Annotated in this window: 16 protein-coding genes; 5 read left to right on the top strand and 11 right to left on the bottom strand. The window is 53.0% G+C overall.

Annotated elements, in window-relative coordinates; translation table 11 throughout:
• Window positions 1-39: 39 nt before the first annotated feature.
• From K5Y30_RS18635 to K5Y30_RS18620, 4 genes are read right to left on the bottom strand one after another with little or no spacing between them, the layout of a single operon-like run.
• Window positions 40-972 (bottom strand): ROK family protein, encoded by a 933-nt coding sequence (locus K5Y30_RS18635; RefSeq protein WP_222183758.1) that lies wholly within the window; start codon window positions 970-972, stop codon window positions 40-42.
• Window positions 969-1,835, bottom strand: a complete 867-nt coding sequence (locus tag K5Y30_RS18630) for an ABC transporter permease (protein WP_222212790.1) — start codon at window positions 1,833-1,835, stop codon at window positions 969-971. The genes K5Y30_RS18635 and K5Y30_RS18630 overlap by 4 nt, the downstream gene beginning before the upstream one ends.
• On the bottom strand, window positions 1,835-2,755 hold the full coding sequence (locus K5Y30_RS18625; protein WP_101761054.1) for an ABC transporter permease: 921 nt from the start codon (window positions 2,753-2,755) through the stop codon (window positions 1,835-1,837). Before K5Y30_RS18625 ends, K5Y30_RS18630 begins: the two co-directional genes overlap by 1 nt.
• Window positions 2,756-2,773: 18 nt before the next feature.
• Window positions 2,774-4,309, bottom strand: coding sequence for an ABC transporter substrate-binding protein (locus tag K5Y30_RS18620; RefSeq protein WP_222212789.1), 1,536 nt, complete (start codon window positions 4,307-4,309; stop codon window positions 2,774-2,776).
• Window positions 4,310-4,510: 201 nt separating this feature from the next.
• Between K5Y30_RS18620 and K5Y30_RS18615 the strand changes: the two genes are divergently transcribed.
• Genes K5Y30_RS18615 through K5Y30_RS18605 form a run of 3 tightly spaced genes read left to right on the top strand, consistent with a single transcriptional unit; the run spans window position 4,511 to window position 8,897 of the window.
• A complete protein-coding gene (locus tag K5Y30_RS18615) occupies window positions 4,511-5,644 on the top strand; it encodes an ROK family transcriptional regulator (RefSeq protein ID WP_101761056.1) in 1,134 nt (377 codons plus the stop codon).
• 11 nt (window positions 5,645-5,655) lie between these two features.
• Window positions 5,656-7,098 carry a M81 family metallopeptidase gene (locus K5Y30_RS18610; RefSeq protein ID WP_222212788.1) on the top strand — a complete coding sequence of 481 codons (1,443 nt, stop codon included), beginning with the start codon at window positions 5,656-5,658 and terminating at the stop codon, window positions 7,096-7,098.
• Window positions 7,095-8,897, top strand: coding sequence for an ABC transporter ATP-binding protein (locus K5Y30_RS18605; RefSeq protein WP_222212786.1), 1,803 nt, complete (start codon window positions 7,095-7,097; stop codon window positions 8,895-8,897). Before K5Y30_RS18610 ends, K5Y30_RS18605 begins: the two co-directional genes overlap by 4 nt.
• A gap of 109 nt (window positions 8,898-9,006) precedes the next feature.
• Here the strand turns inward: K5Y30_RS18605 and K5Y30_RS18600 are convergent, their stop codons facing one another.
• Entirely contained in the window at window positions 9,007-9,219 is a 213-nt protein-coding gene (locus tag K5Y30_RS18600) for a hypothetical protein (RefSeq protein WP_222183771.1), read from the bottom strand.
• Window positions 9,220-9,581: 362 nt separating this feature from the next.
• Between K5Y30_RS18600 and K5Y30_RS18595 the strand changes: the two genes are divergently transcribed.
• Window positions 9,582-9,872 carry a hypothetical protein gene (locus K5Y30_RS18595; RefSeq protein ID WP_101761060.1) on the top strand — a complete coding sequence of 97 codons (291 nt, stop codon included), beginning with the start codon at window positions 9,582-9,584 and terminating at the stop codon, window positions 9,870-9,872.
• A 75-nt stretch (window positions 9,873-9,947) separates the two neighbouring features.
• Here K5Y30_RS18595 and K5Y30_RS18590 read toward each other — a convergent pair whose 3' ends face one another.
• Complete coding sequence (locus K5Y30_RS18590) at window positions 9,948-11,222, bottom strand: Glu/Leu/Phe/Val dehydrogenase (protein ID WP_222183773.1); 1,275 nt, start codon at window positions 11,220-11,222, stop codon at window positions 9,948-9,950.
• 491 nt (window positions 11,223-11,713) lie between these two features.
• Here K5Y30_RS18590 and K5Y30_RS18585 point away from each other — a divergent pair, with 491 nt between their 5' ends.
• Window positions 11,714-13,141 carry an amino acid permease gene (locus K5Y30_RS18585; RefSeq protein WP_370634220.1) on the top strand — a complete coding sequence of 476 codons (1,428 nt, stop codon included), beginning with the start codon at window positions 11,714-11,716 and terminating at the stop codon, window positions 13,139-13,141.
• Between the two features lie 8 nt (window positions 13,142-13,149).
• Here the strand turns inward: K5Y30_RS18585 and K5Y30_RS18580 are convergent, their stop codons facing one another.
• From K5Y30_RS18580 to K5Y30_RS18560, 5 genes are all read right to left on the bottom strand, one after another.
• The gene (locus K5Y30_RS18580) at window positions 13,150-14,319 is read right to left on the bottom strand and encodes an ROK family transcriptional regulator (RefSeq protein WP_110866709.1); all 1,170 of its coding nucleotides are present in this window, start codon (window positions 14,317-14,319) and stop codon (window positions 13,150-13,152) included.
• A 145-nt stretch (window positions 14,320-14,464) separates the two neighbouring features.
• Complete coding sequence (locus tag K5Y30_RS18575; protein WP_222212776.1) at window positions 14,465-14,731, bottom strand: hypothetical protein; 267 nt, start codon at window positions 14,729-14,731, stop codon at window positions 14,465-14,467.
• A 306-nt stretch (window positions 14,732-15,037) separates the two neighbouring features.
• Complete coding sequence (locus K5Y30_RS18570; protein WP_222212774.1) at window positions 15,038-16,582, bottom strand: methyl-accepting chemotaxis protein; 1,545 nt, start codon at window positions 16,580-16,582, stop codon at window positions 15,038-15,040.
• Window positions 16,583-17,131: 549 nt separating this feature from the next.
• Complete coding sequence (locus K5Y30_RS18565; protein WP_222212772.1) at window positions 17,132-18,385, bottom strand: sensor domain-containing diguanylate cyclase; 1,254 nt, start codon at window positions 18,383-18,385, stop codon at window positions 17,132-17,134.
• A 505-nt stretch (window positions 18,386-18,890) separates the two neighbouring features.
• Window positions 18,891-19,210: LysR substrate-binding domain-containing protein (locus K5Y30_RS18560; RefSeq protein WP_255606718.1), on the bottom strand; the 320-nt coding region annotated here is incomplete at its 5' end.

The following is a 19,210-nucleotide window of genomic DNA, read 5'->3' as shown; positions in this document are numbered from 1 at the left end:
GACGCGTTTTTCGTAGGGTGCGCATTTATGCGCACCGGGTTAAATGATGCGCGCCAACAGCGCTGCGCCCATCATGCCGCCGTGATGCGCGAACTCGCCTGGCACCACCAGACGATGCGTGGTGCGGCGTAATACGTAACCCTGCACCACCTCATCTAACGCCGCGATCAGTGGAGCCACCGATGCCAATCCGCCGCCAACCGCCACGCGCGATGCGCCGGTGATATTGATGCTGTACGCCAGCGGCTGACCGACAATTTGCAGCCATGCCTGAATGGTTTGCTGCGCCTGTGCATCCTGCTGCTGCCAGCGTTCGATGATCTCAACGCTGCTCGCCGTGCGGTCATGCAACGTCTGATGCAGATTTTCCAGCCCGCGCGCACCGCCGTAGCTGTCGAGACAGCCTTTTTGCCCGCACGAACACGCTTTGCGCGGCAGCCGCCGCGTAACGCCATCGATCTCCACTTCGGTTAATGTGATCGGCCCATGTCCCCATTCGCCGGTCAATCCGTTCTGCCCGGTAATAATGCGGCCATCCGCCACCAATCCGCCGCCAACGCCCGAACCCAGAATCGCGCCAAATACCACTTTGTGCCCTTTTCCCGCGCCCGCCAGCGCTTCCGCCAGCGTGAAGCAGTCGGCATCGTTATGCACAATCACCTTACGTTGCAGCAGCGCCCCTAATTCGTTCGCCAGACGGCGCTGATGAAACGCGGGAATATTGCTGGCAAACATCTCGCCAGAATCGGGTGCCACAATGCCGGCGGTAGAGATCGCCACCGCACTGCTGGCGGTATAATGCAGGTGATGTTGGGCAATCATGCGACTCACCAGCGCGGTGAAGTCGTCCCAACTGGTTGCCGGAATTTTTTGCTGATCGAGAAGGGTTAATTGATCCTGCGCACTCATCACGCCTAACTTAATAAAAGAACCGCCCAGATCGAGGCAAATCACCGCAGATTGTCTACTCATAAACGTTTATCCATCACATCACGCAAACCGTCGCCCAGCACATTGAAGCCCAGCACGGTAATCAAAATCGCCAATCCTGGGAAGAGTGACACATAAATATTCAGGCCGAGGAAGTTGCGCCCATCGCTCATCATGGTGCCCCACTCCGGCATCGGTGGCTGCACGCCTAAACCGAGGAAGGACAAACTGGCGGCAGACAGCACCACCGCGCCCGCCGTCAGCGTCGATTGCACAATCAGCGGACCAATTGAGTTACGCAGAATGTAGTGCGTAATGATGCGCGGATAGCGCACGCCGAGCATATGTGCCGCTTCGATGTACTCCATGTTTTTCAGGCCCAGCGTCAGGTTACGGCTCAGACGCGCATAAACCGGTATTGAGAACAGCGAAATGGCGATCAGCATATTGGTGAGCCCTTCCCCGAGCACGCTAACGATCAAAATCGCCAGCACAATGCCAGGAAAAGCGAAGATGATATCCATCACCCACATGATCAGCGCATCAATTTTGCGTCCGGCTAAGCCAGAAATGATGCCAAGCGGAATGCCGATCACCATTGAGATCGCTACGCTGAGGCTCACTTCAAACAGCGTGATGCGCGCGCCGTAAATCACGCGCGAGAAAATGTCGCGGCCATAATCGTCGGTGCCAAACCAGTGCGCGGCCGAGGGTGCTTGCAAGGTGTTGAGCAGATCCTGCTCCACCGGATCCCAATTGGTAATCAGCGGAGCCAGCGCGGCGGCGAGCACCACCAGCAGCACCAATGCACCGCCGATGGCAATGGACGGGTTTGCAATTAGAGTGCTGATCAGGTGTCGGCTGCGCGAACGCGGCGGCAGCACGGAATTTTCAATGCTGTTCATCAGTCGAACCTTATTTTTGGATTGAGCAGGCCAATCAGGATTTCGCCCACCAGATTCATCAGCACCACGCCGGTTACGGCCACCAGCGTCACGCCCTGAATCACCGGATAATCACGATAGCGCACCGAATCCACCAGCAAGCGACCAATGCCTGGCCAGTTGAACACCGATTCGGTGACCACCGCGCCGCCAATCAGGCTGCCGAAGTTAAGCGCCACAATGGTGACAATCGGGATCAGTGCATTACGCAGCGCATGCTTCCAGTTAATGCTGGCGGAGGATAACCCCTTGGCTTTGGCGGTGCGGATATAATCCTGACTCAGCACATCCAGCATGCTGGAACGTGTCATGCGCGCGATCATCGCCATTGGCAAGATCGCCAGCGTAACCGTGGGCATGATGTAGTTTTTCCACGAATCGGCGCCCAACAGCGGTAACCAGCCCAGCTCAACCGCGAAATAATTCATCGCCAGTAGCGCCAGCCAGAAGTTGGCAATCGACGCACCGGCTATGGTCAGCACCATCACGATTTGATCCGGAATCCGCTGGCGATAGATGGCGCCGGTCATGCCCGCCGGAACACCAATCGCAATCGCCAGCAGATACGCCAGCGCCGCCAGCGATAAGGTGTACGGCAACCGCTCGCTGATCTCCGTCATCACCGGACGCTGCGACTGCAACGACAAGCCAAGGTTACCGTGCAGCGCTTCCGCCGCGAACCTGACATATTGCAGCGGCAGCGGCTGATCGAGCCCCAGCCGCACGCGCATACTGTCCACCGCTTCCTGCGGCGCTTCCGGTCCCGCCATCAGCCGCGCCGGATCGCCCGGCAGCGCACGGATGGCGATAAACACGATAATCGACACGCCGAAAATGATTAACGGCAGCGAAAGCACCTTTTTTGCGACGTACGCTTTCATATCACATCAGCCATGAGGTTATTGCTTCACTGCGTCGCGCACGACGATTTGTCCGCCCGGCTGCATCACCACGCCGCTGATATTTTTACGTGCGGCATAGAGATCGTCCTGATAGAACAGCAGCACCTGCGGCGCTAATCCGCTGATCTGTTTTTGCGCCTGGAAGTAGAGATCTTTGCGTTTGGCATCGTCGAGCGTCGACGCTGCGGTGTCGATCAAATCATCGGTTTGCTTGTCGCTAAAGAAGCCCAGATTAGCCCCGCCCGGCGCGAAACTGCTGGTGTGATACAGCGGACGGAGCTGCAGATCCGAGCCATATAAACCGGAAGACCAGGACGCCAGCACCGCATCGGTGCCCTGCGCGGCTTTCTCTTTGCCATCAGCAAATGCCGCTTTGGTCCACACGCCGCTCTCCATCTGGCGCACGTTAAGTTTCACGCCGATTTTGCCCCACATGCCCTGCAGCACTTGTGCGGTACGCGCATCCGGCGCCTGCACCGCAATCGACATCGGGAAACCGTCGGCGTAGCCCGCCGCTTTCAGCAAATCTTTGGCTTTTTGCAGATCGTACGGATAGTCATGCAAGCTTTTGTCGTAGTTGGGATCGACCGGTGCCAACGCGGAGTTTGCCGGTTGCGCATAACCAAACATGATGGCTTTCACCAGCGCCTGCTGGTCGGTGGCGAAATTCAGCGCCTGACGCACGCGCACATCGCTCAGTGCTTTGCTTTGGGTATTGAGATCGACCCAGAACACCGCCGCGCCCGGCGACTGTTTAAGATTTACGTTGGCGTTGTTTTTCAACATGCCGGCAAACTGCGGCGGCACCGGGTTAATAATATCAACCTGACCCGATTGCAACGCCATATTCATCACCGAAGGCTCGCTGCTCCACGTCCATTTAATTTCATCCGGCCCGGAAGATTTTCCCCAATAGTCGGGATTCTTTTGTTCAAGTACATATTCACCGGATTTGTACTGCACCAGTTTATAAGGCCCGGTGCCGTCGGCTTTATTGTTGATGCTTCCGGCTTTATCTGCTTTCGGGCTCACCATTAATCCCGGACCGGAGGCTAAAACAGTTAAAAAGGCCGGGTTAATTTTTTTCAGCTGAAACGTGACAGTGAGATCGTCTTTTTTCTTCACATCCTGAATAAAGGTGCGAATTTTCCCACTACCCGCTAAACCGCGCTGCGTATTTAAATGACGCTGGAAGTTTTCAACTACCGCATCGGCATTAAAGGGCGTGCCGTCGTGGAATTTCACATTGGGTCGCAGGGTAAAGGTCCAGTTAAGTCCGCTGTGATCGGATGTCCAGGATAATGCCAGTGCCGGAATGATTTTGCCGTCATCACCGAGACGCGTCAGGCCTTCGTACATTGGGTCCAGCACCGTGCCGGTAAAGGTCGCGGTTTGGTTGCCGGGATCCATGCTGCGCGGCGGTTCGTTCTGCATGATCACCAGTTGGCTGGCAAAAACGGAGGCGCTCGCCATCGACGCCAGTAAACAGCCGGCCAGCGTCAGTACCTTGAAATGCTTATTTTTGCTTTCCATGAAGGCCCTCAATGAATCATTGAAACGATCGGTGAAATATCCACGCTATATAAGCCACACTCACTAAACAAAAGCCAATAGGTTGGTTCATATAATTTACTTATAATCAGATCTACATTCAGAAATTTAACTAAATAGCGTTGTATTTGTTTTCTGTCCTTATTATTGTCAGCGCATAGTGCTAACGCTGTGAGAACTTCAATGCTCAATGCCCACCAGCAACAAATTCTGCGCTTACTTATTGCGTCGCATGGCATGAGCCGCACCGTGCTTGCGGAAAAAATGAAATTAAGCAAAGCCGCAATTAGCACGCTGGTGAAAGAGATGCTGCAGGCCGGATTGCTGGAAGAGAGTATTCCGGAATCCAGCGGCCAGGGTCGCCCATCGGTGTTATTAAAAATGCGTGCCGACAGCGCCTATTTTCTCGGTGCCTCGCTGCTGGACGAACGCGTGGTATTGGTGCTGATTGATATGCACGGCCGCACGCTGGCCGCCACCCAGATGCCGTTGAATCTCGATCCGCCGCAGCTGGCCAAAACCATTGCAGCGGCAATCCCGGACCTGATTGCGCAGAAATCAATTACGCAGGATCAGCTGATTGGCCTGGGCGTGACGCTTTCCGGCTTTGTCGATGAACATCAGGCGATTTGCGTGCAGTCGGCGCTGCTGGGCTGGAAGAACGTGCCGCTGGCGGAACTGCTAAAACAGCAAACCGGGCTGGAAGTATCCTTAGAGAACGATGCCAAAGCGCTGGCGGTGAGCGAGAAGATTTTCGGCGTGGCAAAAAAGGCGCGCAACTTCACCCTGATTTCGCACGGTGATGGCATTGGGTCGGCGCATTTCTTTCAGGGCCAACTGCATCGGGGCGCGCACGGCGCTGCCGGTGAAATCGCCCACTGCACCATCGAGCCCGGCGGACGTCCCTGCCGCTGCGGCAAACGCGGCTGCCTCGATACGCTGGCCTCGTTAACCGCCATCCGCGAAAGCGTGCGTGATAAAGCGCTAGAGTGTGAATCGATTACCGAATTGGAAGCGCTGGCGGTGAAAGGTAACAGCGCGGCGATTGCCATTTTGCATCAGGCCGGCCATGCGCTGGGTTTATCCATCGCCAATATCATCCAGATGAACGATCCCGAGTTGATTGTGATTGCGCATCAGCCCAATGCGTTTGATGGATTGCTAAAAACCGTGGTGATGCAGGCCATCGACAGCCATGTGCTGCCGTCGATCATCGGCAAAACACCGATCGCCAGCATGGTGATCAACGAAGAGAGCTGGGCCAGAGCCGCAGCCAGTGTGGCGGCGTATCGTTTTATCATTCATTTACCCGACTAGCGGAGGCTGCTATGCGCATTGCTTTTGGTGGAATTCATACTGAGTGCAGTACTTATAATCCGGTGCTGAATTATGCCGACGACTTCCGCATCGTGCGCGGGGATGAACTGACCACCAATCCTTATTTCGCCTTTTTGCAGGATTATGATGCCGAGTTTCTGCCGACCTTCCACGCGCGCGCCATCGCCGGTGGTCCGGTGGCGCGCGTCACCTATGACGATTTTAAGCAGGATTTTCTGACGCGCCTCGCGGCACATTTGCCGGTGGATGGCGTTTATCTCGCGATGCACGGTGCGGTTTATGTTGAAGGCATGGAAGATGCCGAAGGCGACTGGATCAACGCCACGCGCGAGTTGGTCGGCGCGGAGTGCCCGATCGCCGTCAGCTACGATCTGCATGGCAACGTTACGCAACGCATCATTGATGCTATCGATATGTTCTCAACCTATCGCACCGCGCCGCACATTGATGTCGAAGAGACCATGCGCCGCTCGGTATCGATGCTGGTGAAAAGCCTGCAAACCGGCATTAAACCCGGCGTGGTGTGGGCGCCGATTCCGGTGGTGTTACCCGGTGAACGCACCAGCACCGAAGATGAACCCGCCAAAAGTTTGTATGCCCGTTTGCCCGCGATAAACCAGCTGGAGCACGTCTGGGATGCGTCGCTGATGGTCGGTTACGTCTGGGCCGATGAACCGCGCGCAACCGCCGCCGCGATCATGACCGGCACCGTTGCCGATGTACTGGCTGAACAGGCGGCTAAACTGGCACTGGCTTACTGGCAGGCGCGCGATGAGTTCAGCTTTGGCTGCGTCACCGGCAGCATTGAAGAGTGCGTCAACATGGCCATCGCCAGCGAAACCGCGCCGGTGATTTTGGCCGATTCTGGGGATAATCCCACCGGCGGTGGCGTCGGCGATCGCGCAGACGTGTTGGCGGAACTGATTCGCCAGGGTGCGCAGCAGGTTATCGTCGCCGGTATCACCGATAAACCGGCCACCGATGCGGCCTTTGCTGCTGGCGTTGGCGCAAGCGTAACGCTGACCGTTGGCGCATCACTCGATCCGGCCGGCGGCAAAGTGCAGGCCGAATTCGTGGTGAAACATCTCAGCGATGATGCGCGTTCGCTGGCGAAACAGGCGCTGCTGCAAACCGGCGGCATTACGCTGGTGGTCGCCGACCGTCGCCGTCCTTATCACAATCTGGCGGATTTCGCCCTGCTCGGCCTCGATCCTGCAGCGGCCAAAATCGTGGTAGTGAAGTCCGGTTATCTGTCGCCGGAGCTGGCCCCGCTGGCCAATCCCAACCTGATGGCGCTGTCGGAAGGCGTAGTCGATCAATATGTGGAACGCTTAACTCGCAAGCGTAAATTACAGCCCGCCTATCCGTTCGATACCGATTTCACTTATCTGCCGGTTAGCCACTTATCGGCACGCTTTATGGCAGCGAAATGAACGCGCCCGCTTCAGCAGTCGAACCGGTGCTGCGCATCGAAAATCTGACCGTCGCCTTTCGCGTTGAGGATCACTGGCGCGAGGTGGTGAAGAACCTGTCGCTCACCGTTAATGCCGGTGAAACGCTGGCGATTGTCGGTGAATCCGGTTCGGGGAAAAGCGTCACCTCGATGGCGATCATGCGCTTACTCAACATGCGCCACGCGCGCGTCAGCGGCAAAGTGCTGCTGAACGGCGTCGATCTGCTGACGCTGAGCGAATCCGCCATGCGTGACATTCGCGGCAATGCGGTGGCGATGATTTTTCAGGAGCCGATGACCAGCCTGAATCCGTCGTTCACCATCGGCAATCAAATTGCTGAGGCGCTGATCAATCACCGCAAAATCAGTAAACGCGTCGCGCGTGAAGAGACCATTCGGCTGCTGGAGAAAGTGCGTATTCCCAACGCGGCGAAACGCTTCAATGATTATCCGCACCACTTTTCCGGTGGCATGCGCCAGCGCGTGATGATTGCGATGGCGCTGGCGCTGCGGCCAAAACTGCTGATTGCCGATGAACCGACCACCGCGCTGGACGTCACCATTCAGGGGCAGATTCTTGACCTGATTAAGACATTGCAGGAAGAGGAAGGCACGGCGGTGCTGTTTATTACCCACGACATGGGCGTGGTGGCGGAAGTGTCGGATCGCACGCTAGTGATGTATCAAGGTGATGTGATGGAAACCGGCACCACCGCCGCGATTTTCTCCGCGCCCGCCGCCGATTACACCCGCACGCTGATTGCTACCGTGCCGCAGCTTGGCGCGATGCGCGGCATTGCTGGGCCGCGTAAATTTTCCTTTGACCAGCGCGACGCACCTGAGACCAATCGCGTATCGACATCGCAACAGCCGCTGCTGTCGGTGAAAAATCTCAGCACCCGCTTCAGCATCCACGAAGGCGTGTTCAGCCGCAAAACTGGCGCGGTACATGCGGTGGAAAACATCTCGTTTGATCTGATGCCAGGCGAAACCTTGTCGCTGGTCGGTGAATCGGGCTGTGGAAAATCCACCACCGGACGTTCGCTGACGCGCCTTGTCACACCCGACGCGGGCGAAGTGGCCTTTGATGGTTACGACGTGCTGAATCTTTCTGCTCATGAGCTGCGCACCTTGCGCCGCGCCATGCAGATGATTTTTCAGGATCCGTTTGCCAGCCTCAATCCGCGCATGTCGGTGCTGGAAGCGCTGACCGAGCCTTTTCTGCAACATCGTTTAGGCAGCAAAACCGAGGCGCGCACGAAAGCCGCCTCACTGATGGAGCGCGTCGGATTACCCGCCAGCATGATTAAGCGCTATCCGCACGAATTTTCCGGTGGCCAGCGCCAGCGTATCTGTATCGCCCGCGCATTGATGCTCGATCCGAAAATGATCATCGCCGATGAATCGGTGTCGGCGCTGGACGTCACGGTGAAAGCGCAAATCATCAATTTGCTGCTCGACCTGCAACAGAGCCTTGGCTTGTCGTATCTGTTTATTTCGCACGATATGGCGGTGGTTGAGCGCATTAGCCATCGCGTGGCGGTGATGCTGCTGGGTGAAATCGTTGAGATCGGCCCGCGCGCGGCGATTTTTGAAAATCCGCAGCATGACTACACCCGTAAATTGCTGTCATCGGTGCCGGTGCCCGATCCGGCGCGCCGTCATGTAAAGCGCCAGATTGACATCAGCGAGCTAAAAAGCCCGGTACGTGCGTTGGGATTTGTGCCTGAAGCACGGCGTTATCGTGAGGTGAGTGACGGGCATTGGGTGATGGAGTAAGCGCTTTTGTAGGGTGCGCATTCATGCGCACCAGGAAGAAGGTCGCCATGAATGGCAATCCTACGACAATCTGTGATTACCTATCGATCCGTGCAGAATGTTTCCCGCATTATTCTTTCATACACAACAGGCAAAATACCGCTCGGCTGTTGGGATGATGTGTGTGGAAATATTGCCAGGCATGCTCAGGAGAATAAAACGATCCCATGAACACACGATTATCATAGGCGGGAGCCATGCGGCAGCTTTCGCGATGAAGATTGCAGCAACCTTCTGTATCTGCCTGACTAAAAACATAAAAATCCGTGATGTTTAATTTCATCCGCTACTCCTCATGGGCAGAAATAAATACCAATTAATAAAACTCTTTAAAATCGCCCGTTGCGGATACTATTTGTACACTTTTTAGTAATCAGCCCAAAATGAGCCATAAAATAATTATAGTCTTCGTGGAGTCGGCTGTCTTTAATTAAAAATAAACTTATTTAAGCCGAACGTAATAAAAGAGTAATTTAATAACTATTATTTAACCCTTTTTGTCGCTGCGATTAATAGGGCCAGTATTTACTGTTAACGGCGGTCATCACTTATAAATTCGCGCTAAGATTTATCTTAAAAAAATGAAATTCATTTCTGGTCAATTAAACTTAAGTAAACTTAAATTAAGCCACCGGAGATAATATCATGCTCAGTTATACTATCCGTATCGAATTGAAAGAACCCACCGCTGGCGCGCAAATTGAATTGCTCTATGCGATGCTTGAGAATGGTTTCGCGCGTAGCTTGGTGTGCGAGAAAGGCTACACTTATGTGTTACCCACCAATGAATACGTTTATGTAGGCAGCGAGAATATAAGGAGTTTAACCGACCGGGTGGTGACTTTAGTGAGCGAGTTCAGTGAGGATCCTTCGGTGATGATTACTCAATCCGCCGCAAGGTGCTGGTCAGGTTTACGCGGCGTAAACCTCGCTTAATAGCGAAGATAAACGCCCTCTGCCCACTACGAAGGCGTTTATCCTTTGATTTAAATAAACTTAAAATATAATTAATTAGCCCGGATAAATACCGCGATCTTTGCGTGCCAGCAGAATACGTTCGCAGGCAACAATATAAGCAGCAGTGCGCAATGAGCAGCGCTTTTCAGCGGCCTTATCCCAAACGTGCACCATCGCTTCGGTCATGATGCGATCCATACGCTGGTTAATCTCATCTTCGCTCCAGAAGAAGCTCGCCATGTCCTGTACCCATTCGAAGTAACTCACCGTTACCCCACCGGCGTTACAGATTACGTCTGGCACCACCTGCACGCCGCGACTCGCCAGCATATCATCCGCATCCGGATACGTTGGGCCGTTGGCCCCTTCCAGCACCAGTTTGGCACTGATAATTTCTGCGCGCTCGCGGGTAATTTGCCCTTCAAGCGCAGCCGGGATCAGTATATCCATGGCGGTGGTCCAGAACTGCTCTCTGTCGATCTCACGCGCACCTGGGAAACCGGCAATCTGTTTATGCTCGATCTGCCACGCAGTCAGCGCAGCTAAATCGATGCCGCCTTCGTTGAGTAAGGTTGCGGTGTGATCCTGAATCACCACCACGCGCGCACCGGCTTCGGCGAACAGACGCGCCGCTTCGCTACCGACATTACCAAAGCCCTGCAAAGCCACGCGTGCGCCTTCAATGGTGATGTTAGAACGTTGTGCCACTTCACGACCGGTAATAAATACGCCACGGCCTGTCGCTTTCTCACGGCCTAACGAGCCGCCAAGATGGATCGGTTTACCGGTGACCACGCCGGTAATAGTGGTGCCGTGATTCATCGAGTAGGTATCCATCATCCACGCCATCACTTTGCCATTGGTGCCGACATCAGGCGCGGGAATATCTTTCTGTGGACCAATAATCAAACCGATTTCACTGGTGTAGCGGCGGGTTAAGCGCTCCAGTTCACCTTCAGACAACGAGTGCGGATCGACGCGAATACCGCCTTTCGCGCCGCCATAAGGCAGGTTGACCGCCGCACATTTGATGGTCATCCAGGCTGACAGCGCCATCACTTCATTCAGGTCGACTGCAGGATGGTAACGCACGCCCCCTTTGCCCGGCCCGCGCGAAAGATTGTGCTGTACGCGATAGCCTTCGAAGTGGCGAATCGAACCGTCATCCATCTGCACCGGGATGTCGACAATCAGTGCTCTTTTGGGATGACGCAGGGTTTCTATCCAGCGAGACAATTCACCAAGATGAGGCGCAACGCGGTCAATTTGGCTCAGGTAGGTAGTCCAGGGAGATGTACTGCTTTCAGAAGCGTAAGATAACTTTTCCATGAGAAGCCTGTAGGTTCAGAGTTATTTATATTGAAAAGAGGTGGAAAGGTGATGCATTGCACTAGACGGAAAGTAATTTAACACCTTTTCAGAAAAGCGGGTCACGCCAAATAAGGAGGATTTAACTTTTTCGACGCAAAAATGCCTGAATTAATGAATAACTAAGCATAAAAAAAGGCCATATATGGTGTATATTTATGCATTTATTATTCACATTTCTGCATAAAATTTGATTTTATTCCTATTTTTCAGTTCTTTGATAGTCATCAAAAAGTGAATAAACTGTTATTTTTGCGCATTGACTTTGTTAACTCACGCCACCACGATGAGTAAAACCCAGCCGGAAACCTCCATCATGAATTAGCGTTTTATTAATTTTGTTTTCTTTCATCTATTTAAACGTGCCTCTTTAAGGTTTAACCCCTTATTTACCATTGATGCTTGCGGGCAGGCATCGTCACGCGTCTTTTTGCCAGACTGAAGGAATCATTGTGTCTAACAAACCTACTCAAGGGCAGATTCAGCCTGCTCGGGCTCACGACGCCCCGCAAAAACTGCAGCGAGGGCTGAGCGAACGCCATATTCAGATGATCGCGCTGGGCGGATCGATCGGTACCGGGCTGTTTATGGGCGCGGGACGCAATATTGCGGTAGCCGGAACCTCGATATTAATCATCTACCTATTGGTGGGTTTTTTTAGCTATATGGTGATGCGGGCAATGGGGGAAGTGCTGCTTAGCCGGCTCGACTATCGCTCGTTTGCCGATTTTGTCAGTGATTATCTCGGCCCCAAAGCCAGCTTCTTTCTCGGTTGGTCGTACTGGCTAAGTTGGGTGGTGACCTGCATCGCCGATGTGGTGGTATGCGGCGCGTATATGCAGTATTGGTTCCCGGAAATGTCGGCGTGGATACCCGCGTTATTTACCCTCGGTATTTTGTGTCTGTTTAACATGTTGTCGGTGAAGGCTTTTGGTGAAGCTGAATTCTGGTTTGCGCTGATCAAGGTGATTACCATCATCGCGCTGATCATCACCGGCGGATGGATGGTATTTACCGGCTGGACCTCGCCGGATGGCGTTAAAGCCTCGGTGCACAACCTCACCGATCCTGCGGTGTTCATGCCGCATGGCATTACCGGTTTTCTGGCTGGTTTCCAGATCGCGATTTTCTCTTACACCGGCATTGAGCTGCTCGGCACCATGACGGCAGAAACGCGCGATCCCGAGAAAATTTTGCCGCGCGCGATCAACTCTCTGCCGCTGCGGATTGTGATTTTCTACTTGCTCTCGATGATGGTGATCATCGCGGTGACGTCCTGGCAAGGGGTATCGCCGGATACCAGCCCGTTCGTGACGCTGTTTGCCAAAGCCGGCTTGCCTGCGGCGGCAGCGATCATTAATTTCGTCGCACTCACCTCGGCGATGTCTTCCGCCAATAGCGGCGTCTACTCCAGCACCCGCATGTTATACGGCTTGTCCGTCGAGAAGCATGCCCACTGGCAGTTTCGTATTCTTTCACGCACCACGCGTATCCCGCTGCGCAGCCTGCTGTTCTCCTGCTTCTGCATGCTGAGCGGCACCTTGCTGCTGTTCCTGGTGCCGAATGTGACAACACTGTTCACCATCGTTTCGACGCTGGCCGCCATTCTGGTGATCTATTGCTGGGGAATGATTCTGGTCTCTTATCTGGTGTACCGCCGGCAGCGTCCGGATCTGCATCAAAAATCCAAATTTAAGATGCCCGGCGGCAGGATGATGGCGTGGGCGACGCTGATGTTCTTCCTGTTTTCGGTAGTGATCATGATATTTGATTCCGACACGCTCGCCGCGCTAGCCGCTTCGCCGGTGTGGTTCATTGCGCTGTGGCTATGCTGGAAGATGAAGGAGAAGCGGAAAACGACAGTGAAGGTCGCGGCATGATCAGGCCGCTACTTCATCAACACGTTAAACTGTGGATTGAACTCGTCGAAAATCGGCAGCGCGGCGGCACCCAGCGCGGCGGTATCGCTGCCGGTCATACCGATCTTTACGCGTGTTCCGGTGAGGTACCGACCGCGCACCGACTGATAGAGCGGCGGCAGTCGACGCATGATTTTATCCAGCAGCACCGCAGGCATCATGCCGCCGATTATCACGCTTTCGGCATCGAAGATGCATTCCAGCAGGTTAATCGCCTGACGCAGCGGCGTTAACACGGTATCGATCCATTTATCGAACAGCGCCGGATCGACTTCCAGCAAATCTTCCGGCAAAGCGGTCATCGGATCGAGCCCGCAAAACTCGTACGCCGCCTGCAGTGAAACATAGCGTTCTAAACAGCCGTGGTTGCCGCAGTAACATTCGCGTCCGCCCGGCTCCACCACCACATGCCCGACTTCGCCGGCGTTATGCGCATGGCCGCTATAGACGTGGCCATCCATGATGATGCCAGCGCCCAAACCGGTGCCGATGTAGAGATAGACAAACGAATTGAGCTGACGCGCGACGCCATGAAAGCGCTCACCAATTGCTGCCACCGTGGCATCGTTTTCCAACGTCACCGGCACGCCGCTCATCGCGGCGAGTTTGGCTTCGATATCCACCTGTTCCCAGCCGTGCAGCGTGGTCGGCCCCATTGACGAGATGCCCTCAACACCAAACGGACCGGGCATCACCACGCCAATGCCCAGCACTTTCTGCCAGCGATCGCCCAGCTGCGTTTTAATTTCGCTGAGCACGTCGGCGATGCGCGCTAATGTGGCATCCGGCTGGGGCTTTTGTACCAGAATCAGGCGGCGAAAATGAATTTCGCCGGTGAGATCCACCAGCACAATCAGCAGCGTTTGGTGATCAAGATGGATGCCGATCGAAAAGGCGCTGGCGGGATTAAGCGTCACCGGAATTGCCGGTTGCCCGCGTCCTTGTTTGCGCGGCGCGCGACTGGTGAGCAGTTCGGCCTGCTCCAGCTCCGCCACAATATTCGACACGGTTTGCGGCGTCAGCGCCGTGAGACGAGCCAGCTCGGCGCGGGTCAATTCGCCGTGCAGGCGAATAGCTTCAATGATCACGCGGCGATTGTGCGCCCGTGCGTGTTCCAGATTGGTTCCCGACGTTTTCACCTTGCTCCCTTCCCTTTCGTCACCTGCGCTGCGAATAGCCGCATCAATATCTCTGATCGCACACACATTTTACAACCCTTTCGGGCAGGTGAATGGTTGAGGCGGGGATGTCGATAATTCTAACTCTTGGTGACCATCCCAACGGTTATTTGATAAAAAGCCAACCTGCCACGGCTACCAGGCCAATTAACAACGATGCGAAAACCGCGCCTGTTACGAATGAATGAGTTGTAGTTTGCTCTTCGTTGCGGATGTCTATAAATCTGGCAAGTGCGCGCTTAACATCCGGGGCATTCAATTCTTCAAACTGCTTTTCATAGCCCTTGTTCGTCAGAGCGAAAGCTCCTGCTTTATCTGTTTTCTCCAGCGCGGTGATGTGGTTACCCTTTTTAAAAAAACAGTACTCCGGCATAAGATCCTCCGAGGAGAGAGTTGTCGTCTGAGATAATAGATGAACGGGTATGGCTTCGTATAGGTATCTGGTTATTGCCACTAGCGGACGTTGCTAATACTAATCTACGGGGAGCAGGCCAACCGCTATTCATTTTTTTCGCCCGAAATATAATTATGACTTGAAGATGCACGAAGGCATTAGTCAACGCGCGGAGAGCCACAGAGGAAGCATGCCTGAGCCTGTTTTCTCACGGAGTCGAACGAAAAGAATTCAAACAATGCGGGGCCCAGATTATAGAAGGGCCCCCAATGTAAATGAGATTTATTAAAGCTGGAACGCTTCAACCATGCCTCGTAAAGCATGTGCCTGAGCAGAAAGCTCTTGCGACGCAGAGGAGGACTCTTCAACCAATGCAGCATTGTTCTGAGTTACGCCGTCCATTTGACTGACGGCAATGCTGACCTGTGAAATTCCCTGCATTTGTTCGGAAGAAGCCAGAGATATCTCGTCCATCGCATCCGCAAGCTCACCTACCATGCTGACGATTTTCATGATGCTCTGCCCGGTTCCTGTCGCCACGTTCACACCACTTTCCACCTGCCCTACGGCCTGCTCAATGAGTTGTTTGATATCCCGTGCAGCAGTCGCACTTCGTTGTGCTAGCGTTCTGACTTCACCGGCAACCACGGCAAATCCCCTTCCTTCTTCACCGGCGCGAGCAGCTTCAACGGCGGCATTGAGTGCAAGAATATTGGTCTGGAAGGCAATGCTTTCAATGACGGAAGTAATATCCCTCACTTTTGTCGCGCTGAGAGAAATCTCGTTCATCGTATCCGACATTTTCTGCACATCCGCCTCACCAGCTCGCGCCAGCTCTGCTGTCCCACGTGCAACTTGTGCCGTCTGCTGTGCACCTGCAGTGTTACTTTTCACCGTTGCCGTGAGTTGCTCCATACTCGCGGCCGTTTCCTGAAGCGCAGCGGCCTGCTGTTCAGTACGGGATGAAAGTTCAGTGTTGCCTTTTGATATCTCATCCGCGGCTAAAGCAACGGATCCAGCCGAGTCTTTAATTTGTGATACCAGTCCACGTAGACTCTCCTGCATACGATCTAACGATGCCAGTAGGCTGTGCTTATCGTTACGGCGCAAGGTTATTGAGGTTGTCAGATTCCCCGCGGCGATGGCTGCCGCCAGTGCCTGTGCCTGGGCGGGCTCGCCGCCTAGCTGACGCATCAGTACACGTACGATTAAATAACCGGTCACCACAGAAATAATCACCGAGAGCGCCGCCATTATTAATAAAATAAACGCTGTACGTGTCGTGGATGCACTGTTCTCAGCCATCGTATCCTTGCTGAGTGTCATTTCGATGTTCGTTAGCGCATCCAGCGATCCCATTAATGCCTGTTGCGCCGGTCGCGCAGTTTTCATGAGGTAAACCGTTGCTTCTTGCTGACGGTTATCGAGTCCCATTTGACCTGCGATCATTAACGTCTCCATCGCGGCGCTCTCAGAGGCAACGACTTTTTCAAGAGCCTCCTTCCCGTGAGAGGAAACATTGATCCTCATGCTATCCACCAGCTCACGGCGCTTCTCAATATAATTTTTCTGCTGCGAGATTAATCTTTGCCATTCAGGCTGCATTTCTACGGGATCGCTCAGTAAAGCCAGGTTGCGAACGGCAATGGCCATATCTCGAGCAATTCCCCGCATATCCTGAACCAGCGTAAAGCGCTTCATCTTGTTATTGACCGTATCTTCCATCCCATCCCGCGCCTGCCATAATGCGTTCAGAGCAATCCCCGTGCACAATACGAAAAGAATAATGAGCAGGCTGAAACCCGCAGCCAGACGTGTAGATATTTTCATTTATAATTCTCTTAAAGTTCAAGATGCTTTGCCGAAGAAGAGGAATTATAGACAGTGAAATTAACCCTGCCTGCGCGACAAATTAATAAGGGCTTCACTCAAATTCATCACGTACGGAAAATATAAGAACTGCTTGAGTTATCACGGATTACTTAAGTTAAATTTGGCATTTTTAAATGCTTTGGATTAATTTAACTCCGTAAATAACTCAATTTAAATTAACCTTTATTTTAGGGAAAATATTTTATATTTTTTTAGTTACATTATTTTAAAAACGAAGCGTGTTTTAAAAACACGCTTACTTCGAGAAAATTTAACTTATGTTACGCTCTTACCATTACTCAGATTGGATTGAAAAGGAAACGACAGCTTCCTGTAATACCAGCAAACGCCATAATCATACTGAAAGTCTGTCCTATTTTGTCCTCACCGTGGTAACGGCGACCGGCATGCCCTCCTCTGGCCAACTTCATCACATATTTGAAGATCATGCTAAATGGAAAAGAAGTTGAGCGCCGAAGAGAGCATGTGAAACGGGCTGGCTTAATCTCATATTGGCAGCGTATCAGGTTGGAAAAATTGATATGACCCATCACGTCGTGCTTTAGCCTGATACATCGCTGTATCGGCATTTTCAAATAAGGTTTTTACCGTTTTTGTCCCAAATCGTGCCAGGCTGATGCCAATCGATGCGCCGATCTTTACTTCTACGCCATTGATAGCAAAAGGATCTTTCAGGCCGTCTATGAGGCGCAGTGCAATAGCGGCTGCAGCATCATGACTACTGCACTTTGCTGCCACGACAAACTCGTCTCCTCCCTGGCGTGCTAACGAGTCGCCCTGGCGCATGCAACTTTGTAGCCGTTCGCTTACCTGCTGCAGCAACATATCCCCTATTGCGTGCCCCATCGAATCGTTAACTGCTTTGAATCCATTCAGATCGATAAACAGGACAGTCGTATACGCAGGATCTTCTACGTGCGTAAGCATGGATTGTACTTTGTCGTTGATCCAGGCTCGGTTTGGCAGTCCGGTTAAGGTGTCGCGGGTCGCTAGCAGCTCAAGCATCAACATCTTTTCTTTATCCCGGGTGATGTCACGCGAAACCAGCACTGCTCCGATATTTTTACCTGTAGAGGGATCGCTTACGCCGCAGGCCTTAGTGCCAAGTGTAATGTAGTGACCGTTACGATGCCTTTTACGCACCTCGACGACGTCTGGTAACTCAGCACCGTTGAAGATATTTGCCAGAACTGCCGCAGCAGGCTGCTGATCGTCGATATGCAGGAAGTCCACCACCAGCTGGCCCACCATTTCATCGGCTGACCAGCCTATCATTTCGCTATACGAAGGAGAGATCGAAACGTACCGGCCTTCCGCATCGCAGTGGGCGATCAGATCAGTACTGTTTTCTATCAACAGACGATATTCTGTCGCCGTACGCAGCGCGTCCTGAAGGGCTTTGCGCTGTCCGGTAACATCTAAAACGAAGCCGCTAAACTGTGTATGAGAATCACCTGGTTGGCATGCCGGCAGACCTGAAACAATCACATGGCGCATCGTTCCATCCAGACACTTGATCGGCACCTCTATATTAAATGGCGTCTTAAACTCTAATGCCGCTGTCAGCTGCATCGCGATTTTTGCATCTTCCTCTACCAGCGCAAGGCTAAGCCACTCACCAAGCGTTATGCCTTTAAGTAGTGGCAATAAGCCTTCAGGGCTTTCCTGGCTGGCAATGCAAATGCCCCGTGCATCCGTCGACCAAACGGCAGAAAGTGTGGGTTTGATCGCGATATTCATGCTGGTGATTCCGTTGTTTGCCGATGATGCTGAACACATTTATTTCTGCTGCTAAAACCCATCAGGTGCTGAAAAAGTGCCTGATAATGATAACGTCATGCTTTTCATCGCAGCACTGCCAGAGCCTGTTATCAGGCATCTTAGGGCCGCAAAAGCTGATCTCTATTTATCGGCTGATGAGTTCAGGATCTTTAGTGACCCGCATTAAACATCGCCGACCTCGACACGGCGTTTCGCTTCGTGCTTTTTATCGAGCAGGTATTATCCAGCGACATATGATGCTCATGCCATACGCGTGGGCGCGTCTGAAAATGCATAGGCAATATTTACCACTCCGTCTTCAGTCGGGCAATTATAGGTGAGTATTGAGTCATCATACTTTGCTTTCTTCTCATCGCTCTCCGAGCTGTTAACACGTGACCCGCTTCGCGGTTAAAGTGGATCGTGCAGTGCGCATGTCAGCTTTGTGCCAGAAGCAGACATGACTAATATCGCGTTGTATTCATCAATTAATAGCGGGCTTATGCATCAGCCTGGTCAGCATCTCGCAGAAGGCCTCGCTTGCTGGATTGAAGCAGTGTCTATTCAGGCGAAGCAGGCAATCAACCGACGGCAGAGGCATCAATTTCTCAAGTTCAGACACATTACAAATCGTTTTCTCTACGCTGTATTGATTGAGTATTCCCACCCCCAGTCCGGTGGTTATCGCCGCAAGCATACCTGCTACTGAAGGACATTCCAGTATCACTGCAAATGGAATTTTTGCCTGGCGAAGTTTCTCCTCAGCCAGGTTACGGTAAAAGCAATCCGGTCCCCAGGTAATAA

The organism is Pantoea sp. DY-5 (assembly GCF_019795955.1).
GTDB lineage: Bacteria > Pseudomonadota > Gammaproteobacteria > Enterobacterales > Enterobacteriaceae > Pantoea > Pantoea leporis.
This window is presented reverse-complemented; position numbering and strand designations above follow the sequence as displayed.

Excerpts from the sequence above, each read along its gene's own strand:
- K5Y30_RS18590 (WP_222183773.1), bottom strand. The coding sequence starts at position 11,222 with ATGGAAAAGTTATCTTACGCTTCTGAAAGCAGTACATCTCCCTGGACT.
- K5Y30_RS18610 (WP_222212788.1), top strand. The coding sequence starts at position 5,656 with ATGCGCATTGCTTTTGGTGGAATTCATACTGAGTGCAGTACTTATAAT.
- K5Y30_RS18595 (WP_101761060.1), top strand. The coding sequence starts at position 9,582 with ATGCTCAGTTATACTATCCGTATCGAATTGAAAGAACCCACCGCTGGC.
- K5Y30_RS18570 (WP_222212774.1), bottom strand. The coding sequence starts at position 16,582 with ATGAAAATATCTACACGTCTGGCTGCGGGTTTCAGCCTGCTCATTATT.
- K5Y30_RS18615 (WP_101761056.1), top strand. The coding sequence starts at position 4,511 with ATGCTCAATGCCCACCAGCAACAAATTCTGCGCTTACTTATTGCGTCG.
- K5Y30_RS18630 (WP_222212790.1), bottom strand. The coding sequence starts at position 1,835 with ATGAACAGCATTGAAAATTCCGTGCTGCCGCCGCGTTCGCGCAGCCGA.
- K5Y30_RS18625 (WP_101761054.1), bottom strand. The coding sequence starts at position 2,755 with ATGAAAGCGTACGTCGCAAAAAAGGTGCTTTCGCTGCCGTTAATCATT.
- K5Y30_RS18575 (WP_222212776.1), bottom strand. The coding sequence starts at position 14,731 with ATGCCGGAGTACTGTTTTTTTAAAAAGGGTAACCACATCACCGCGCTG.
- K5Y30_RS18600 (WP_222183771.1), bottom strand. The coding sequence starts at position 9,219 with ATGAAATTAAACATCACGGATTTTTATGTTTTTAGTCAGGCAGATACA.
- K5Y30_RS18620 (WP_222212789.1), bottom strand. The coding sequence starts at position 4,309 with ATGGAAAGCAAAAATAAGCATTTCAAGGTACTGACGCTGGCCGGCTGT.
- K5Y30_RS18635 (WP_222183758.1), bottom strand. The coding sequence starts at position 972 with ATGAGTAGACAATCTGCGGTGATTTGCCTCGATCTGGGCGGTTCTTTT.
- K5Y30_RS18565 (WP_222212772.1), bottom strand. The coding sequence starts at position 18,385 with ATGAATATCGCGATCAAACCCACACTTTCTGCCGTTTGGTCGACGGAT.
- K5Y30_RS18605 (WP_222212786.1), top strand. The coding sequence starts at position 7,095 with ATGAACGCGCCCGCTTCAGCAGTCGAACCGGTGCTGCGCATCGAAAAT.